The sequence below is a fragment of the Enterobacter sp. PL_is511 genome (assembly GCF_055816065.1).
Genome location: NZ_JBVPGP010000024.1, coordinates 170,637 through 189,570 on the forward strand (window position 1 = coordinate 170,637; position 18,934 = coordinate 189,570).

Annotated in this window: 15 protein-coding genes and 1 other annotated feature; of the genes, 11 read left to right on the forward strand and 4 right to left on the reverse strand. The window is 56.7% G+C overall.

The window, feature by feature from the left end; genetic code table 11:
• Positions 1–104 precede the first annotated feature (104 nt).
• Both acrB and acrA read right to left on the reverse strand, forming a co-directional pair.
• Positions 105–3,251, reverse strand: coding sequence for a multidrug efflux RND transporter permease subunit AcrB (gene acrB, locus AC0TN7_RS16245; protein WP_267217129.1), 3,147 nt, complete (start codon positions 3,249–3,251; stop codon positions 105–107).
• Positions 3,252–3,273: 22 nt separating this feature from the next.
• On the reverse strand, positions 3,274–4,467 hold the full coding sequence (gene acrA, locus AC0TN7_RS16250; protein ID WP_024906847.1) for a multidrug efflux RND transporter periplasmic adaptor subunit AcrA: 1,194 nt from the start codon (positions 4,465–4,467) through the stop codon (positions 3,274–3,276).
• 140 nt (positions 4,468–4,607) lie between these two features.
• On the opposite strand from acrA, the gene acrR reads away from it, so the two are divergent.
• Positions 4,608–5,261 carry a multidrug efflux transporter transcriptional repressor AcrR gene (acrR, locus tag AC0TN7_RS16255; protein WP_024906848.1) on the forward strand — a complete coding sequence of 218 codons (654 nt, stop codon included), beginning with the start codon at positions 4,608–4,610 and terminating at the stop codon, positions 5,259–5,261.
• A 113-nt stretch (positions 5,262–5,374) separates the two neighbouring features.
• Positions 5,375–8,722 carry a mechanosensitive channel MscK gene (mscK, locus tag AC0TN7_RS16260; RefSeq protein ID WP_248163504.1) on the forward strand — a complete coding sequence of 1,116 codons (3,348 nt, stop codon included), beginning with the start codon at positions 5,375–5,377 and terminating at the stop codon, positions 8,720–8,722.
• 1 nt (position 8,723) lies between these two features.
• Here mscK and rsmS read toward each other — a convergent pair whose 3' ends face one another.
• Together rsmS and priC are read right to left on the reverse strand one after the other, a co-directional pair.
• The gene (rsmS, locus tag AC0TN7_RS16265) at positions 8,724–8,900 is read right to left on the reverse strand and encodes a pleiotropic regulatory protein RsmS (RefSeq protein WP_048991481.1); all 177 of its coding nucleotides are present in this window, start codon (positions 8,898–8,900) and stop codon (positions 8,724–8,726) included.
• Positions 8,901–8,914: 14 nt separating this feature from the next.
• Positions 8,915–9,442 (reverse strand): primosomal replication protein N'', encoded by a 528-nt coding sequence (gene priC, locus AC0TN7_RS16270; RefSeq protein ID WP_061715855.1) that lies wholly within the window; start codon positions 9,440–9,442, stop codon positions 8,915–8,917.
• A gap of 50 nt (positions 9,443–9,492) precedes the next feature.
• Between priC and AC0TN7_RS16275 the strand changes: the two genes are divergently transcribed.
• From AC0TN7_RS16275 to AC0TN7_RS16315, 9 genes are all read left to right on the forward strand, one after another.
• On the forward strand, positions 9,493–9,870 hold the full coding sequence (locus AC0TN7_RS16275) for a DUF454 family protein (protein WP_024906851.1): 378 nt from the start codon (positions 9,493–9,495) through the stop codon (positions 9,868–9,870).
• Between the two features lie 151 nt (positions 9,871–10,021).
• Positions 10,022–10,573, forward strand: a complete 552-nt coding sequence (gene apt / locus AC0TN7_RS16280) for an adenine phosphoribosyltransferase (RefSeq protein WP_006176947.1) — start codon at positions 10,022–10,024, stop codon at positions 10,571–10,573.
• An 88-nt stretch (positions 10,574–10,661) separates the two neighbouring features.
• Complete coding sequence (gene dnaX / locus AC0TN7_RS16285) at positions 10,662–12,590, forward strand: DNA polymerase III subunit gamma/tau (RefSeq protein ID WP_024906852.1); 1,929 nt, start codon at positions 10,662–10,664, stop codon at positions 12,588–12,590.
• Positions 11,920–11,984, forward strand: a sequence feature (DnaX frameshifting element). (Overlaps the previous gene by 65 nt.)
• A 53-nt stretch (positions 12,591–12,643) precedes the next feature.
• Complete coding sequence (locus AC0TN7_RS16290; RefSeq protein ID WP_003858972.1) at positions 12,644–12,976, forward strand: YbaB/EbfC family nucleoid-associated protein; 333 nt, start codon at positions 12,644–12,646, stop codon at positions 12,974–12,976.
• The gene (recR, locus tag AC0TN7_RS16295) at positions 12,976–13,581 is read left to right on the forward strand and encodes a recombination mediator RecR (protein ID WP_008499298.1); all 606 of its coding nucleotides are present in this window, start codon (positions 12,976–12,978) and stop codon (positions 13,579–13,581) included. Before AC0TN7_RS16290 ends, recR begins: the two co-directional genes overlap by 1 nt.
• Positions 13,582–13,691: 110 nt before the next feature.
• Positions 13,692–15,566 carry a molecular chaperone HtpG gene (htpG, locus tag AC0TN7_RS16300; protein ID WP_267217128.1) on the forward strand — a complete coding sequence of 625 codons (1,875 nt, stop codon included), beginning with the start codon at positions 13,692–13,694 and terminating at the stop codon, positions 15,564–15,566.
• 228 nt (positions 15,567–15,794) lie between these two features.
• Positions 15,795–16,439, forward strand: a complete 645-nt coding sequence (gene adk / locus AC0TN7_RS16305; RefSeq protein ID WP_006809841.1) for an adenylate kinase — start codon at positions 15,795–15,797, stop codon at positions 16,437–16,439.
• A 125-nt stretch (positions 16,440–16,564) separates the two neighbouring features.
• On the forward strand, positions 16,565–17,527 hold the full coding sequence (hemH, locus tag AC0TN7_RS16310; RefSeq protein ID WP_032646187.1) for a ferrochelatase: 963 nt from the start codon (positions 16,565–16,567) through the stop codon (positions 17,525–17,527).
• A 62-nt stretch (positions 17,528–17,589) separates the two neighbouring features.
• Positions 17,590–18,894, forward strand: a complete 1,305-nt coding sequence (locus AC0TN7_RS16315; protein WP_024906855.1) for an inosine/guanosine kinase — start codon at positions 17,590–17,592, stop codon at positions 18,892–18,894.
• Positions 18,895–18,934 lie beyond the last annotated feature (40 nt).

Below are 18,934 nucleotides of genomic sequence, written 5' to 3' on the forward strand. Positions count from 1 at the left end.
TAAGATGGCAGAAAATAAATAGAACCACAATAAGCGTAATTTATGATTTTTTCTGAAAATGAAAAAGGCCGCTAACGCGGCCTTTTTATCATGTGAAACCGGTATCAGTGAGGTTCTACCGAATGCGTGTGTTCAATATCCTCATTCTTCCGGCTGAAGCGGCGGCGAACCACCACGAAGAACACCGGTACGAAGAAGATAGCGAGTACGGTTGCGGTAACCATACCACCCATAACGCCTGTACCAACCGCGTTCTGCGCACCGGAGCCAGCACCGGAACTGATAACCAGCGGCAGTACGCCGAGGATAAACGCCAGTGATGTCATCAGGATTGGGCGCAGACGCATACGAACAGCCTCAAGCGTCGCCTCAATAAGGCCTTTACCTTCTTTCTCCATCAGATCTTTGGCGAATTCAACGATAAGTATCGCGTTCTTCGCCGACAAGCCAATGGTTGTCAGCAGGCCTACCTGGAAGTACACGTCGTTGGTCAGTCCGCGGAACGTTGCCGCAAGCAGCGCACCGATAACCCCAAGCGGTACCACCAGCATAACGGAGAACGGAATTGACCAGCTCTCGTACAGCGCTGCCAGACACAGGAAGACGACGATCAGTGAAATCGCATACAGGGCAGGGGCCTGGTTTCCGGACAGACGTTCCTGATAGGACATACCTGTCCAGTCGTAGCCGATACCCGAAGGCAGTTTACTCGCCAGCTCTTCCATCAGATTCATGGCTTCACCGGTGCTTCGGCCCGGCGCGGCCTGACCCAGGATTTCCATCGATGGCAGACCGTTATAGCGTTCCAGACGCGGCGAACCGTATTCCCAGCGTGACGTTGAGAACGCCGAGAACGGTACCATCTGACCATTGCTGCCGCGCACGAACCAGCTGTTGATATCGTTTGGCAACATACGGTATTGCGCCTCTGACATCACGTACACTTTCTTCACGCGGCCACGGTCGATGAAGTCGTTAACGTAGCTACCGCCCCAGGCGGCGCCCAGCGTGGTATTAATGTCACTGATGGATACGCCCAGCGCCTGGGCTTTCTCCTGGTCGATGTCGATTTTATACTGCGGCGTATCTTCCAGGCCGTTTGGACGCACGCCGACCAGCAGGTCAGGGTGCTTAGCCACTTCGCCAAACAGCTGGTTACGTGCCTGCGTCAGTTTTTCGTGACCCAGACCGCCCTGGTCAATCAGCTGGAAGTCGAAGCCGGTCGCGGTACCCAGTTCAACAATCGCTGGCAGGTTAAAGGCGAAGACCATCGCATCTTTAATCTGCGAGAAGGTGCCCATTGCACGGCCGGTGATGGCTTCAACCTTGTTCTTTTCGCCCGGACGTTCAGACCAGTCTTTCAGAGAAACGAAGGCAATACCTGTGTTCTGACCACGACCCGCAAAGCCAAAGCCGTTAACCGCAAACACGGATTCAACGTTGTCTTTCTCTTTGGTGAGGTAGTAGTCTGTCACTTCATCCAGCACTTTCTGGGTACGCTCTTGCGACGCACCCGCAGGAAGCTGTGCCATTGTCAGGAACACACCCTGGTCTTCATCCGGCAGGAACGAGCTTGGCAGACGAACGAACAGGAACGCCATCCCCACCACGATGATGATATAGAGCAGCAGGTAACGACCGGTGCTGCGCAGGATGTTGCCCACGCTGTCGGTGTAGTGGTGCGTGCTCTTGTCAAACATGCGGTTAAACCAGCCGAAGAACCCTTTATGCTCGCCGTGACCGCCTTTCTGAATTGGCTTCAGCATGGTGGCACACAGCGCAGGCGTCAGGATCAACGCGACCAGCACCGACAGCGCCATCGCGGAAACGATGGTAATCGAGAACTGACGGTAAATCGCACCGGTAGAGCCCCCGAAGAAGGCCATCGGGATAAATACCGCTGACAGCACCATCGCGATACCGACCAGCGCGCCCTGGATCTGGCCCATTGATTTACGGGTCGCTTCCTTCGGCGGAAGACCTTCTTCCGCCATCACGCGCTCGACGTTCTCTACCACCACGATGGCGTCATCCACCAGCAGGCCGATGGCGAGCACCATCCCGAACATCGTCAGGGTGTTTATCGAGTAGCCACATATCGACAGGATCGCAAAGGTCCCGAGCAGAACAACCGGCACGGCAATCGTTGGGATAAGCGTCGCGCGGAAGTTTTGCAGGAACAGGTACATCACCAGGAACACCAGGATGATCGCTTCTACCAGCGTTTTAACCACTTCGTGAATCGAAATTTTGACGAACGGCGTGGTGTCGTACGGGTAAACGATTTTCAGACCTGACGGGAAGAACGGTTCCATTTTCTTCAGTTCTGCGCGGATCGCCGTGGCGGTGTCCAGGGCGTTAGCACCTGTCGCCAGTTTGATACCCAGACCGGAAGCCGGTTTACCGTTAAACTTCGCGATGATGTCGTAGTTCTCACCGCCCAGCTCCACTTTTGCCACGTCGCGCAGGCGAACCTGGGAACCGTCCTGATTCACTTTCAGCAGAATTTTGCTGAACTCATCGGCAGAGGTCAGACGGGTCTGCGCGATGATCGAGGCGTTAAGCTGCTGGCCTTTCACCGGCGGCGTACCGCCTAGCTGACCGGCTGCCACCTGGGCGTTCTGCGCTTTAATGGCGTTGATCACGTCAACGGGGGTCAGCTGGAAGTTGTTCAGTTTGTTCGGATCCATCCAGATACGCATTGCGTACTGAGAACCGAACAGCTGAACGTCACCCACACCGGAAGTACGGCTGATGGCGTCCTTCATATTGGCACCCACGTAGTCGGAAATATCCTCCTGCGTCATGGTGCCGTTGGTGTTGATAACGCCGACAACCATCAGGAAGCTGCTGGACGATTTCTCGACGCTCACACCCTGCTGTTGTACTTCCTGCGGCAGCAAAGGCATCGCCAGCTGCAGTTTGTTCTGTACCTGAACCTGCGCAATGTCAGCATCCGTACCTGACTGGAAGGTCAGGGTGATCTGAACTGTACCGGTAGAGTCACTGTTTGAGGACATGTACATCAGGTTATCGATACCGTTCATGTTCTGTTCGATAACCTGAGTGACGGTGTCCTGCACCGTTTTCGCATCAGCCCCAGGGTAGGTTGCGGAGATGGTCACCGCCGGTGGCGCAATCGTTGGATATTGCGCGACAGGCAGCTTCAGGATCGCAAGTCCCCCGGCCAGCATGATGATAATGGCGATCACCCACGCAAATATGGGGCGATCGATAAAGAAATTAGGCATGTCTTAACGGCTCCTGTTTAAGTTAAGACTTGGTTTGTTCTGACTGGCCAGCGGCCGAAGCTTGTTGTTTATCGTCAGATTTCACTTCCTGTGCTTTAACCTGCGCGCCAGGACGAACTTTTTGCAAACCAGAAACAATCACGCGATCGCCATCTTTCAGACCTTCCGTCACCAGCCATTTATCGCCAATCGCCTGGGTGGCGGTGATATTGCGCGTTTCGACTTTGTCATCTGCTCCAACAACCAGTGCGCTCGCATCGCCGCGTGGCGTACGGGTCACACCCTGCTGTGGAACCAGAAGGGCGGTTGGATTCGTTCCTTCTTCCAGACGCGCGCGAACGAACATACCTGGCAGCAGGTTTTTGTCAGGGTTCGGGAAAATCGCACGTAAGGTGATGGAACCGGTGGTCTGGTCGACCGTCACGTCAGAGAATTCCAGCGTACCTTCCTGCGGGAACTTGATACCGTCGTTGGTAATCAGCTCCACTTTGGCTTTGCCGTTTTCCTGTTTCAGGGTGCCGTTAGCCAGCTCCTGTTTCAGTCGCAGGAAATCATTGCTCGACTGCGTCACGTCAACGTAGATCGGATCAAGCTGCTGCACGGTCGCCAGCGCGGTGGTCTGACCGTTCTGCACCAGTGCCCCTTCCGTGACGGAAGACTTACCAATACGACCGCTGATAGGGGAGGTCACTTTGGTATAGGCCAGGTTAATGCGCGCGGTTTCGACCGCCGCTTTGGCTGCCACTACGGCTGCGTTAGCCTGCTGCGCATCTGCCAGGGCGGTATCGTAATCCTGTTGGCTGATGTACTTGGTACCGAGCAGTTTTTGATAACGATTCACCGTCAGCTGGGCAATTTTGGCTGCGGCCTGTGCTTTCGCCAGGTCACCTTTCGCGCTTTCATAATTTGCCTGATAGGTTGCGGGATCAATCTGATACAGAGACTCACCGGCCTTCACATCACCGCCTTCGGTGAAGTTACGTTTCAGGATAATGCCACTAACCTGAGGACGCACTTCCGCAATGCGGTAAGCATTTGTACGGCCTGGTAACTCGGTGGTGATTTGTAGAGGTTCAGATTTGAGCGTCACGACGCCTACTTCTGGCGCCTGCTGAGCTCCTTGTTGAGCTGGTTTGTCGTCACATCCTGTTAGCGCTAAGCTGCCTGAGAGCATCAGAACGACCGCCAGAGGCGTTAACCCTCTGTTTTTGTTCATATGTAAACCTCGAGTGTCCGATTTCAAATTGATCAAGGGTCCTGAGTCTAAAACCCGTTGCTGCGTTTATATTATCGTCATGCTATGGTACATACATTCACAAATGTATGTAAATCTGACTCCTGTAAATTCACCCACCTATGGCACGAAAAACTAAACAACAAGCGCTGGAAACCCGACAACACATTCTGGATGTGGCAATACGTTTGTTCTCTCAGCAGGGTGTTTCGTCAACCTCGCTGGCACAAATTGCTCAGGCTGCCGGTGTGACGCGGGGAGCGATTTACTGGCATTTTAAAGATAAGTCAGATCTGTTCGGTGAAATCTGGGAGCTTTCAGAGTCCAGCATTAGCGATCTCGAGAGTGAGTATCGGGCAAAATTCCCTGATGATCCACTCTCAGTAATGAGAGAAATATTAGTATATATCCTTGAAGCGACGGTAGTTGAAGAACGTCGCAGATTAATGATGGAAATAATTTATCATAAATGCGAGTTCGTGGGCGAAATGGCGGTGGTGCAACAGGCGCAACGCAGCCTCAGCCTCGAAAGCTATGACCGTATCGAACTGAACCTGAACTTGTGTATGCAGGCAAAGCTGTTACCGGCCAATCTCTTGACCCGCCGGGCGGCTATCCTGATGCGCGGCTACATTTCAGGTCTGATGGAAAACTGGCTGTTTGCCCCGCAATCCTTTGACCTCAAAGAGGAAGCCCGCAGCTACGTGGCGATTTTACTGGAAATGCTACAGCTCTGCCCGTCGCTGCGCAGCGACGCGCCGTCGCTAACTGCCTGAGTCATTTCCAGGATTTATCTCAGAGGCTCACGTTCGCGCTATTCTGCTTCCGGCGAGCGTGATATTCTTCACGCCGGACTATTTTCGGTCATCTTCTGACATCATTCACAACTATGCTGCCCATCAATCGCTCGCAACATCCTGTTTTTGCATTGCTCTTTGCGATGCTGTTTTTCTTTGCCACGGCGCCGCTGACCTGGGCCCGCGCCGATAACAGCAATGACATTCCCTCGCGTGGCGATGTTCAGTCGCAGCTCGACGCGCTGAACAAACAAAAAGAGCTCTCTCCTCAGGATAAGCTCATCCAGCAGGATCTGACGGAAACGCTGGAAACGCTGGATAAAATTGAACGCGTCAAAGCCGATACCGCCCAGCTTCGTCAGAAGGTGGCGCAGGCTCCTGAAAACATGCGCAAAGCGACGGAATCACTGAACGCCCTGAGCGACGTCGATAACGATACCGAAACGCGCAAGACGCTCTCGACGCTCTCTTTACGTCAGCTGGAATCGCGCGTCGCGCAACTGCTCGACGACCTGCAAACCGCGCAGTCCGACCTCGCGACCTATAACAGCCAGCTTGTCTCCCTGCAAACCCAGCCGGAACGCGTGCAAAACTTGATGTACTCCGCGTCTCAGCAGCTGCAGCAGATCCGCAACCGTCTGAACGGCACGACGGTGGGAGAGGGCACGCTGCGCCCGACCCAGCAAACGCTGCTGCTGGTTCAGCAGACGTTGCTCAACGCACAGATTGAACAGCAGCGTAAAAGCCTGGAAGGGAATACGGTGCTGCAGGACACCCTGCAAAAACAGCGTGATTACGTCACCGCCAACATTAATCGTCTTGAACACCAGCTTCAGCTGTTGCAGGAGGCGGTTAACAGCAAGCGCCTGACGCTGACGGAAAAAACCGCCCAGGAGGCCGTATCGCCTGATGAGACCGCCCGCATTCAGGCGAATCCGCTGGTGAAACAGGAGCTCGACGCCAACCACCAGCTTAGCCAGCGCCTGATACAGGCGACGGAAAAGGGTAACTCACTGGTTCAGCAAAATATCAAAGTGAAGAACTGGCTGGATCGCGCGCTGCAGGCTGAGCGCAACATCAAAGAGCAGATCGCGGTCCTGAAGGGCAGCCTCCTGCTGTCGCGTATTCTCTACCAGCAGCAGCAGACGCTCCCGTCCGCTGATGAGCTGGAAGACATGACCAACCGCATCGCGGATTTGCGTCTGGAACAGTTTGACGTCAACCAGCAGCGCGATGCCCTTTTCCAGAGCGATAGCTTTGTCGCCAAAATTGAAGAGGGCCATTCCAGCGACGTGAACCCGGAAGTGCACGACGCGCTGCTCCAGGTCGTCGATATGCGTCGCGAGCTGCTGGACCAGCTCAACAAACAGCTGGGTAACCAGCTGATGATGGCCATTAACCTGCAAATCAACCAGCAGCAGCTGGTGAGCGTCTCGAAAAGTCTGCAGGAGATCCTGACCCAGCAGATTTTCTGGGTAAACAGCAACAAACCGATGGACTGGGACTGGATTAAATCCTTCCCTGAGACGCTTAAAACGCAGATCAAGAGCATGAAGATCACCGTAAACTGGGAGAAAGCCTGGCCTGCGGTGACGATTGCCTTGCTGGCGGGATTACCGCTGCTGCTGATTGCTGGCCTGATCCGCTGGCGTCTGGCCTGGCTGAAAAAATACCAGGCGAAGCTGGCCTCCGAAGTGGGGCAACTGCGTAACGATAGCCAGCTTCATACGCCAAAAGCGATTCTGATCGATCTCATTCGCGCCCTGCCGGTGTGCCTGATTATTCTGGCTGTGGGCCTGATTCTGCTCACCATGCAGCTCAACGTCAGCGATCTGCTGTGGGCGTTCAGTAAAAAACTGGCGCTGTTCTGGCTGGTGTTTGGCGTGTGCTGGAAGGTGCTGGAAAAAGACGGCGTGGCGGTGCGTCATTTCAACATGCCTGCGCAGCTGACCAGCCACTGGCGTCGCCAGATTGTGCGCATCAGCCTGGCGCTCCTGCCGCTGCACTTCTGGTCGGTTGTTTCTGAGCTTTCCCCGCTGCATCTGATGGATGATGTGCTGGGGCAACTGGTCATCCTGCTGAACCTGCTGCTGATTGCGATCCTGATGTGGCCGATGTGCCGCGACAGCTGGCGTGATAAAGAGTCCCACAACATTCGTCTGGCCACCGTGACGGTGCTGGCGATCATTCCGCTGGCGCTGATGGTGCTGACGGCAACGGGCTACTTCTATACCACGCTGCGCCTGTCCGGGCGCTGGATTGAAACGGTCTATCTGGTGATCGTCTGGAACCTGCTCTATCAGACCGTACTGCGCGGCCTGAGCGTGGCGGCCCGCCGCATCGCCTATCGCCGTGCCATTGCGCGTCGTCAGCATCAGGTGAAAGAGGGGGCCGAAGGCGCGGAGCCGCAGGAAGAGCCAACCATCGCGCTGGAGCAGGTTAACCAGCAGACGCTGCGTATCACCATGCTGGTGATGATCGCCCTGTTTGCGGTGATGTTCTGGGCTATCTGGTCCGATCTTATTACCGTTTTCGCCTATCTCGACAGTATTACCCTCTGGCAATACAACGGTACCGAAGCGGGCGCGGCGGTCATGAAAAGCGTGACCATGGGCAGCCTGCTGTTTGCGCTGGTGTCGTCGGTGGTGGCCTGGGCGCTGATCCGCAACCTGCCAGGCCTGCTCGAAGTGCTGCTCCTGTCACGTCTGAATCTTCGCCAGGGGGCGTCCTACGCCATTACGACGATCCTCAACTACGTGATCATTATTGTTGGGGCGATGACGGTCTTTGGTTCGCTTGGCGTCTCGTGGGATAAACTGCAGTGGCTGGCGGCCGCCCTCTCGGTCGGTCTTGGTTTTGGCCTGCAGGAAATCTTCGGTAACTTTGTCTCCGGCCTGATCATCCTGTTCGAACGTCCGGTACGTATCGGCGATACCGTTACCATCGGTACCTTCTCCGGTACGGTCAGCAAGATCCGTATTCGTGCCACCACCATCACCGACTTCGATCGCAAAGAGGTGATCATCCCGAACAAAGCGTTCGTGACCGAGCGTCTGATCAACTGGTCGCTCTCGGATACGGTGACGCGCGTGGTGATCCGCCTGGGCGTGGCCTATGGATCGGATCTGGATAAGGTGAAAGAGGTGCTGCTGAAGGCGGCGTCTGAGCATCCGAAAGTGATGCACGATCCGGCTCCGGCGGTCTTCTTCACCACCTTTGGGCCGAGTACGCTGGATCACGAACTGCGTTTATACGTGCGTGAACTGCGTGACCGCAGCTACACGGTGGATGAACTTAACCGTTCTATCGATCGTCTGTGCCGTGAAAACGATATTAATATCGCCTTCAACCAGCTTGAGGTTCACCTGCGTAACGAGAAAGGTGATGAGCATACGGAAGTGAAGCGCGACATTAAGGGCGACGACCCGACTCCGGCTTAATCTATTTTCCCTCTCCCTGTGGGAGAGGGTTAGAGTGGGGGGGAAGTTTCCCCTCAAAATCCCGCCGTACAATCTCCAGTGCCTTAAGCACCGTTTCGGCGGGGATCTCATGATTCTCCAGCAGCATAATCAAATCGACGGCCAGCTTGACCTCATCGGGTGCATTTTCCAGTGACATGGGTGTGGCTCCTGTTAACGGGTCAAACGTTCAATGACGCGCTCAATGTCATCCAGTGCCTGACGGCAGCGGACGATGCGTCCTTCCAGCGCGCTAATCTCGCGCATCAATAGCTGCTGCTCTTCCAGCGTTTCGCTGTTGTTCAGACGCACCTCGCGTTCGCGCTTCATCTCAAACAGTCGGCGTTCAAACTCCTGGTTCTCCAGCCGCTTGCGCTGCCATTTACCGAGCCCCGGGGAGGCGCTGTCCCAGGCGCGCAGCGGCCAGGCGGCGATTTCGCGATGCAGCGCGGTGATCTGCTCGGTGAGATGCGCCGCAAGCCACGCCACCTGTTCCTGCTGTTCACTCTCAACCGCATGGCGAAGCTCGTCGAGATTCGTCTGCGCTTCCGCCAGGTAATCCTGAATAACGGTGCTGCGGGTACGAAAAAGCTGTCGGTCAAAGCGCGGCTTCAGCGTGGCGTGCCCCATTAGCGGTGTAGCCTGCTCCCGCAGAGCAATCAGCTGATTTTGCAGCCTCTCAAGAAGCAGTGCTGTTTTCAAGGCGCTCTCCAGTGGTAAAGTAGCCGTTCAGTTTGATAACGATTCGCATTATGAAGCGTACTATTTTAATCATCATTGGCTGGCTCGCGGTAGTGCTTGGCACGCTGGGTGTGTTTTTACCCTTACTGCCGACCACGCCATTTATCCTGCTGGCGGCCTGGTGCTTCGCCCGCTCGTCGCCGCGTTTTCACCACTGGCTGCTCTACCGCTCATGGTTTGGCGGCTATCTGCGGCACTGGCAAAAACACCGGGCCATGCCGCCCGGCGCGAAGCCGCGCGCGATCGCAGTGATCCTCATCACCTTCGCTATTTCATTATGGCTGGTGAAAATGATGTGGGTACGTATTCTGCTGCTGGCGATCCTGACCTGCCTGCTTTTCTTTATGTGGCGGATCCCCGTGGTTGATGAAAAGCAACAAAAGCACTGAAGCCTCATCATGGCTGTTGCAATTATCACGCGCAGCCAGTAAATTCGACCGTTTTCGAGCACAGGTGCGCCTGGTCAAAGGTTAAACAATTGTTGCCTTGGCCGACTCGTTGCGCGCTGTGAGTAACACTGTTTTATTTAGGCACAAACCGATGACCGCAACTGCACAGCAGCTTGAATATCTGAAAAACAGCATCAAAAGCATCCAGGACTATCCAAAGCCTGGCATTCTTTTCCGTGATGTCACCAGCTTGCTGGAAGACCCGAAAGCGTACGCGCTCAGCATTGAACTGCTGGTCGAGCGTTATAAAAACGCCGGGATCACCAAAGTAGTAGGTACCGAAGCCCGTGGTTTCCTGTTTGGCGCACCGGTTGCGCTGGCAATGGGCGTGGGTTTTGTGCCGGTGCGTAAGCCGCGCAAGCTGCCGCGTGAAACCATCGCAGAAAGCTACGAGCTGGAGTACGGCACCGATCAGCTGGAGATCCACGTTGATGCGATCAAGCCGGGCGACAAAGTGCTGGTGGTCGACGATCTGCTGGCAACCGGCGGCACCATTGAAGCGACCGTGAAGCTGATCCGTCGTCTGGGTGGGGAAGTGACCGACGCGGCCTTCATCATCAACCTGTTCGATCTCGGCGGTGAACAGCGCCTGGAAAAACAGGGTATTACCAGCTATTGCCTGGTGCCTTTCCCGGGTCACTAATCCCGGTTTTCACAACCTCGCTCAATGGGTGAGGTTGTGATAGCATTCCCCTCCATAAATTCACCTTCCAGCGTTGCAGAGCCTGCCCATGAGTTATCAGGTGTTAGCCCGTAAATGGCGACCACAAACCTTTGCTGACGTTGTCGGTCAGGAACATGTGCTGACGGCCCTGGCGAACGGCTTGTCGCTAGGTCGCATCCATCACGCCTATCTTTTTTCCGGCACCCGCGGCGTCGGTAAGACCTCTATTGCCCGTTTGCTGGCAAAAGGTCTCAACTGCGAAACCGGGATCACCGCCACGCCGTGCGGCGTGTGTGATAACTGTCGGGAGATCGAGCAGGGGCGTTTTGTCGATCTGATCGAGATCGACGCCGCCTCGCGCACCAAAGTGGAAGATACCCGCGATCTGCTCGATAACGTGCAGTACGCCCCGGCGCGCGGCCGCTTCAAGGTCTACCTGATCGATGAAGTGCACATGCTGTCGCGCCACAGCTTTAACGCTCTGCTGAAAACGCTGGAAGAGCCGCCCGCGCACGTGAAGTTCCTGCTGGCGACCACCGATCCGCAAAAGCTGCCAGTCACGATCCTGTCGCGCTGCCTGCAGTTCCATCTGAAGGCGCTGGACGTTGAGCAGATCCGCGCGCAGCTTGAGCATATTCTTGATGAAGAGAAGATTGTCCACGAACCGCGCGCCCTGCAGCTGCTGGCCCGCGCGGCGGACGGCAGCCTGCGTGATGCGCTCAGCCTGACCGACCAGGCGATTGCCAGCGGTGACGGCAAGCTCTCCACCGAGGCGGTCAGCACTATGCTCGGCACGCTGGATGACGATCAGGCGCTGTCGCTTATCGAAGCAATGATTGCCGCCAACGGCGAACGCGTGATGTCGCAGGTGAATGCCGCCGCTGCCCGGGGTATTGAGTGGGAAGGGCTGTTGGTTGAGATGCTCAGCCTGCTGCACCGCGTGGCTATGCTGCAGCTTTCTCCCTCCGCCATTGGTGCGGATATGGCGACCATTGAACAGCGGATGCGTGAACTTGCCCGCACCGTGCCGCCTGCCGACGTGCAGCTGTACTACCAGACGCTGCTGATTGGCCGCAAAGAGTTACCGTTCGCGCCGGATCCGCGTATGGGCGTTGAAATGACGCTGCTGCGCGCGCTGGCGTTCCACCCGCGCATGCCATTGCCGGAGCCGGAAGTGCCGCGGCAGTCTTTCGCGCCGGTCGCCCCTACGGCGGTGATGTCGCCGCAGCAGGTGCCACCGCAGCCGACACCGCCGCCGCAGCAGAACGTACCGCTGTCGGATGCCACCAGTTCGGTGCTTGCCGCACGCAGCCAGCTGCAGCGTGCCCAGGGAGTAACCAAACCAAAAAAGAGTGAACCGGCAGCGCCAGGAAGAGCGCGGCCGGTGAACAACGCCGCGCTTGAACGACTGGCCTCGGTAACGGAGCGCGTACAGTCGCGTCCGGCACCGTCCGCGCTCGAGCAGAAAGCCCCGGTGAAAGAAGAGGCTTACCGCTGGAAGGCAACCACCATCACCGAAGAGGTGAAGGAAGAGGTCGCCACGCCGAAAGCGCTGAAAAAGGCGCTGGAGCATGAGAAAACGCCGGAGCTTTCCGCGAAGCTTGCCGAAGAGTCCATTGCGCGCGACGCCTGGGCCGCTGAGGTCAGCAAACTCCAGCTGCCGAAGCTGGTGGAGCAGGTCGCGTTGAACGCCTGGAAAGAGCAGGACGGCAATCAGGTGCGTCTGCACCTGCGTCCGGGCCAGCGGCACCTCAATTCCCCTGGTGCGCAAAAGGCGCTGGCCGAGGCGCTCGCCACATTACAGGGCGCGCCGGTTGAATTGACTATCATTGAAGATGATAATCCGGCAGTGAAAACGCCGCTCGAGTGGCGCCAGGCCATTTATGAAGAAAAGCTCGCGCAGGCGCGCGAGGCGATTATTGCGGATAACAACATTCAGACCCTGCGCCGGTTCTTCGACGCCGATCTGGATGAAGAGAGTATTCGCCCCATTTGATCGTGAGTCTGACTTACGGTTGTAATCCTTAAACGTGAAAAAGAGAGAAGCCTATGTTTGGTGGAAAAGGCGGTCTGGGTGGCCTGATGAAGCAGGCTCAGCAGATGCAGGAAAAAATGCAGAAGATGCAGGAAGAGATCGCTCAGCTGGAAGTCACGGGTGAGTCCGGTGCCGGTCTGGTCAAGGTGACCATCAACGGTGCGCACAACTGCCGTCGCGTGGAAATCGACCCAAGCCTGCTCGAAGACGACAAAGAGATGCTGGAAGATCTGGTTGCAGCCGCGTTTAACGATGCCGCTCGCCGTATCGACGAAACTCAGAAAGAGAAAATGGCCTCTGTTTCCAGCGGTATGCAGCTGCCGCCTGGCTTCAAGATGCCATTCTGATGCAAACCAGTCCGCTGCTCACGCAGTTAATGGAAGCACTGCGCTGCCTGCCGGGCGTTGGCCCGAAGTCGGCGCAGCGCATGGCGTTTACGCTATTGCAGCGCGACCGCAGCGGCGGGATGCGCCTGGCGCAGGCTTTAACCCGCGCCATGTCAGAAATTGGTCACTGTGCGGATTGCCGCACCTTTACCGAGCAGGACGTGTGTAACATCTGTACGAACCCGCGTCGTCAGGAAAACGGTCAGATTTGCGTGGTGGAGAGTCCTGCGGACATCTACGCCATCGAACAAACCGGGCAGTTTTCCGGCCGCTACTTCGTGCTGATGGGGCATCTCTCCCCGCTCGACGGCATTGGTCCGGATGATATCGGTCTTGACCGCCTTGAACAGCGTCTTGAGTCCGAAACCATCAAAGAGGTGATCCTCGCCACCAACCCGACGGTGGAAGGGGAGGCAACCGCCAACTACATCGCCGAGCTGTGCTCGCAGTACGGCGTTGACGCCAGCCGCATCGCCCACGGCGTGCCGGTCGGCGGCGAGCTGGAGATGGTGGACGGCACCACGCTGTCACACTCTCTGGCCGGGCGTCACAAGATTATTTTCTGACCAAACGGAGGCTGCGCGCGCGGCCTCCGCTTGAAAATTTCCCCCCGTATCCCCATCTCTCACTCAACGTTTTAAAACCCCATTAAATGGCATTGTTGAGGTCGACATAGATGAAAGGACAAGAAACCCGTGGTTTCCAGTCAGAAGTAAAACAGCTTCTGCACCTGATGATCCATTCCCTGTATTCCAACAAAGAAATTTTCCTGCGTGAGCTGATTTCCAACGCATCCGATGCGGCGGACAAGCTGCGCTTCCGCGCGCTGTCTAACCCGGATCTGTACGAAGGCGACGGCGAGCTGCGCGTGCGCGTCTCGTTCAATAAGGAGAACCGCACCCTGACCATCGCCGATAACGGCATCGGGATGAACCGCGACGAGGTGATCGACCACCTCGGCACCATCGCCAAATCCGGCACCAAAGCGTTCCTCGAGTCCATGGGCTCGGACCAGGCGAAAGACAGCCAGCTCATCGGTCAGTTCGGTGTCGGTTTCTACTCGGCGTTTATCGTGGCCGACAAAGTTACTGTGCGTACCCGCGCGGCGGGCGACAGCGCCGAGAACGGCGTGCTGTGGGAATCCAAAGGGGAAGGCGAATACACCGTTGATGACATCACCAAAGCGGATCGCGGCACCGAAATCACCCTGCACCTGCGTGAAGGGGAAGACGATTTCCTGAACGACTGGCGCGTGCGCTCCATCATCAGCAAATATTCCGATCATATCGCCCTGCCGGTCGAGATAGAAAAACAGGAAGAGAAAGACGGCGAAACCGTGGTTTCCTGGGAGAAAATCAACAAGGCGCAGGCGCTGTGGACGCGCAACAAGTCTGAAATTAAAGACGACGAGTACAACGAATTCTACAAGCACATCGCCCACGATTTTACCGACCCGCTGACCTGGAGCCACAACCGTGTGGAAGGTAAGCAGGAGTACACCAGCCTGCTGTACATTCCGACACAGGCGCCGTGGGACATGTGGAACCGCGATCACAAGCACGGTCTGAAGCTGTACGTGCAGCGCGTCTTTATCATGGACGACGCCGAGCAGTTCATGCCGAACTACCTGCGCTTTGTGCGCGGCCTGATCGATTCTAACGATCTGCCGCTGAACGTCTCCCGTGAAATTCTGCAGGACAGCACCGTCACCCGTAACTTGCGCAACGCCCTGACCAAACGTGCGCTGCAGATGCTGGAAAAACTGGCGAAAGACGATGCGGAAAAATATCAGACCTTCTGGAAACAGTTTGGCCTGGTGCTGAAAGAAGGCCCGGCAGAAGACACCGCGAACGTTGAAACCATCGCCAAACTGCTGCGCTTCGCCTCAACGCATACCGACTCCTCCGCGCAGACCGTGTCGCTGGAAGAGTACGTCTCCCGCATGAAAGAAGGGCAGGAGAAGATCTACTACATCACCGCCGACAGCTACGCGGCGGCGAAGAGCAGCCCGCACCTGGAGCTGTTGCGCAAGAAAGGCATCGAAGTGCTGCTGCTTTCTGATCGCATCGACGAGTGGATGATGAACTACCTGACCGAGTTCGACGGTAAATCCTTCCAGTCTGTAGCCAAAGCCGACGAGTCCATCGACAAGCTGGCGGATGAAGTGGACGAAAGCGCGAAAGAAGCCGAGAAGGCGCTGGAGCCGTTCGTTGAGCGCGTGAAAACCCTGCTGGGCGACCGCGTGAAAGAGGTGCGCTTCACGCACCGTCTGACCGACACCCCAGCCATCGTCACCACCGATGCCGACGAAATGGGCACTCAGATGGCGAAACTGTTTGCGGCGGCGGGCCAGGCGATGCCGGAAGTGAAATATATCTTTGAGCTTAATCCGGATCATCCGCTGGTGAAACGCGCGGCGGATACCCAGGACGACGCCCGCTTTGCCGAGTGGGTTGAACTGCTGCTGGATCAGTCCCTGCTGGCCGAGCGCGGCACGCTGGAAGATCCTAACCTGTTCATTAAACGTGTGAATGCGCTGCTGCTGGCGTAATTAAACACCTGCCCCTCACCCTGCCCTCTCCCCAAAGGGGAGAGGGTGTTCAAGTTCCCTCTCCCCTTTGGGGAGAGGGTTAGGGTGAGGGGGATCCCTCGCACCCTCCCAAATAATCTCCCCCCGTTAACCGTTTCAGCCTTCCTGCCTTCCTTGAGCGATGCCCGTTCTGGTGGTATTGTTTAGCGCTTTTGAAAAATTGAAACGACTTTTGAGGGGATTTTCGCAATGCGTATTATTCTGCTTGGCGCTCCGGGCGCGGGTAAAGGAACTCAGGCTCAGTTCATCATGGAGAAATACGGTATTCCGCAAATCTCCACCGGTGATATGCTGCGCGCCGCTGTAAAATCTGGCTCCGAGCTGGGTAAACAGGCGAAAGACATCATGGACGCAGGCAAGCTGGTGACCGACGAGCTGGTAATTGCTCTGGTCAAAGAGCGCATTGCTCAGGAAGACTGCCGTAACGGTTTCCTGCTGGACGGCTTCCCACGCACCATTCCTCAGGCTGACGCCATGAAAGAAGCGGGCATCAACGTGGACTACGTTCTGGAGTTCGACGTACCGGACGAGCTGATCGTTGACCGCATCGTTGGCCGTCGCGTACACGCTGCTTCTGGCCGCGTTTACCACATCAAATTCAACCCGCCTAAGGTTGAAGGCAAAGACGACGTGACCGGCGAAGAGCTGACCACCCGTAAAGACGATCAGGAAGAGACCGTGCGCAAGCGCCTGGTGGAATACCATCAGATGACCGCGCCGCTGATCGGCTACTACACCAAAGAAGCGCAGGCGGGTAACACCAAATACGCTAAAGTTGACGGCACCAAAGCCGTGGCTGACGTACGTGCAGAGCTGGAAAAAATCCTCGGCTAATTGCATTTCTCTCACCCGGGCCCTCCGGGTGAGAAATATTCTCATCTTACCTATTACAGCAATGGGTTTCGTTTAAACGCATTTCCGCTACAATTGACAACCTATCAAATGGTTAAGAGGCGTGAATGAGTCAGGCGAAAACCGGCATCCTGCTTGCCAATCTGGGCACTCCAGAAGCACCTACATCAGACGCGGTAAAACGCTACCTGCGACAGTTTTTAAGCGACACGCGCGTCGTGGATTTTCCGAGACTGCTGTGGTGGCCGCTGCTGCGTGGCGTCATTCTGCCGATTCGTTCTCCGCGCGTCGCCAAACTCTATCAGTCTGTCTGGATGGAAGAGGGCTCGCCGCTGATGGTTTACAGCCGCCGTCAGGAAAAAGCGCTGGCCGCCCGCCTGCCGGACATGCCCGTCGCGCTCGGCATGAGCTACGGAAAACCCTCCCTGGAAAGCGCGGTAGAATCCCTGCTGGCGCAGGGCGTGGACCATATCGTCGTGCTGGCGCTCTACCCGCAGTACTCCTGCTCGACGGTGGCCGCCGTCTGGGACGAGCTGGCCCGCATTCTGGCGACCCGCCGCCGCATTCCGGGTGTGACCTTTATTCGCGACTACGCGGATAACGAGCTCTACATCAAGGCGCTTGCCAACAGCGCGCGCGCGTCGTTTGAAAAGCACGGCGAGCCGGATCTGCTGCTGCTTTCCTATCACGGGATCCCGCAGCGTTTCGCTAACGAGGGTGATGATTACCCGCAGCGCTGCCGAGATACCACGCGCGAGCTGGTCTCCGCCCTTGGCCTGCCGCCGGAGAAGGTGATGATGACCTTCCAGTCGCGCTTCGGCCGCGAGCCGTGGTTGACGCCGTACACCGATGAAACCCTCAAAATGCTCGGTGAGAAGGGCGTGAAGCATATTCAGGTGATGTCGCCGGGCTTCTCGGCAGACTGTCTGGAAACGCTGGAGGAGATCGCGGTGCAAAACCGGGAATTTTTCCTGGAGGCTGGCGGCGAAAAGTACGAGTACATTCCGGCGCTTAACGACTCGCCTGAGCATATCGACATGATGGTCTCACTGGTGACGAACAGCCGCTGATCGCACTCCGGGCCGGGTTTGTGCTACCATTCCCGGCCCATATTCTTCGTACAGTTCAGACCATGAAATTTCCCGGTAAACGCAAATCCAAACACTACTTTCCCGTCGATGCCCGCGATCCGCTCCTGCAGCAAATCCAGCCAGAAAATGAAACCAGCGCGGCGTGGGTCGTCGGTATCGATCAGACGCTGGTGGACATTGAGGCGAAAGTGGATGATGCGTTCGTCGCCCGTTACGGTCTGAGCGCCGGACACTCGCTGGTGATTGAGGATGACGTTGCCGAAGCGCTGTACCAGGAGCTGGTGCGCGAAAACCTGATTACCCATCAGTTCGCCGGCGGTACCATCGGCAATACCATGCATAACTACTCCGTGCTGGCAGACGACCGCTCGGTGCTGCTCGGCGTGATGTGCAGCAATATCGAAATTGGTGGCTATGCCTACCGCTATCTCTGCAACACCTCCAGCCGTACCGATCTGAACTACCTGCAGGGCGTTGACGGGCCTATTGGCCGCTGCTTCACGCTGATCGGCGAATCCGGGGAGCGTACCTTTGCCATCAGCCCTGGCCACATGAACAAGCTGCGCGCCGAGAGTATTCCTGAAGAGGTGATCGCGGGCGCCTCGGCGCTGGTGCTGACCTCCTACCTGGTGCGCTGCAAGCCGGGTGAGCCCATGCCGGAAGCGACCATGAAGGCGATTGAGTATGCGAAGAAATACAACGTGCCGGTCGTTCTGACGCTGGGCACGAAATTCGTTATCGCCGATAACCCGGAGTGGTGGCAGGCCTTCCTGAAAGAGCACGTCTCGATTCTGGCGATGAACGAAGAGGAGGCCGAAGCGCTGACCGGCGAAAGCGATCCGCTGCTGGCGTCTGACAAAGCGCTGGACTGGGTGGACCTGGTGCTCTGCACCGCGGGCCCGGTTGGGCTGTATATGGCCGGCTTCACGGAGGAAGAGAGCAAACGCAAGACCCAACACCCGCTGCTGCCCGGCGCGATTGCCGAGTTTAACCAGTACGAGTTCAGCCGCGGTATGCGCCATCAGGATTGCATCAACCCGCTGCGGATCTACTCTCACATCGCGCCATATATGGGTGGTCCGGAGAAGATCATGAACACCAACGGCGCGGGCGACGGCGCGCTGGCCGCGCTGCTGCATGACATCACCGCGAACGCCTACCACAAAACCAACGTGCCGAACTCCAGCAAGCACAAGTTCAGCTGGCTGACCTATTCGTCGCTGGCGCAGGTGTGTAAGTACGCCAACCGCGTGAGCTATCAGGTACTGAACCAGCACTCACCGCGCTTAACGCGTGGCCTGCCGGAACGGGAAGACAGCCTCGAAGAGGCTTATTGGGATCGGTAAATGTAAAAAGGCAACGTAAGTTGCCTTTTTTAATGTTTGT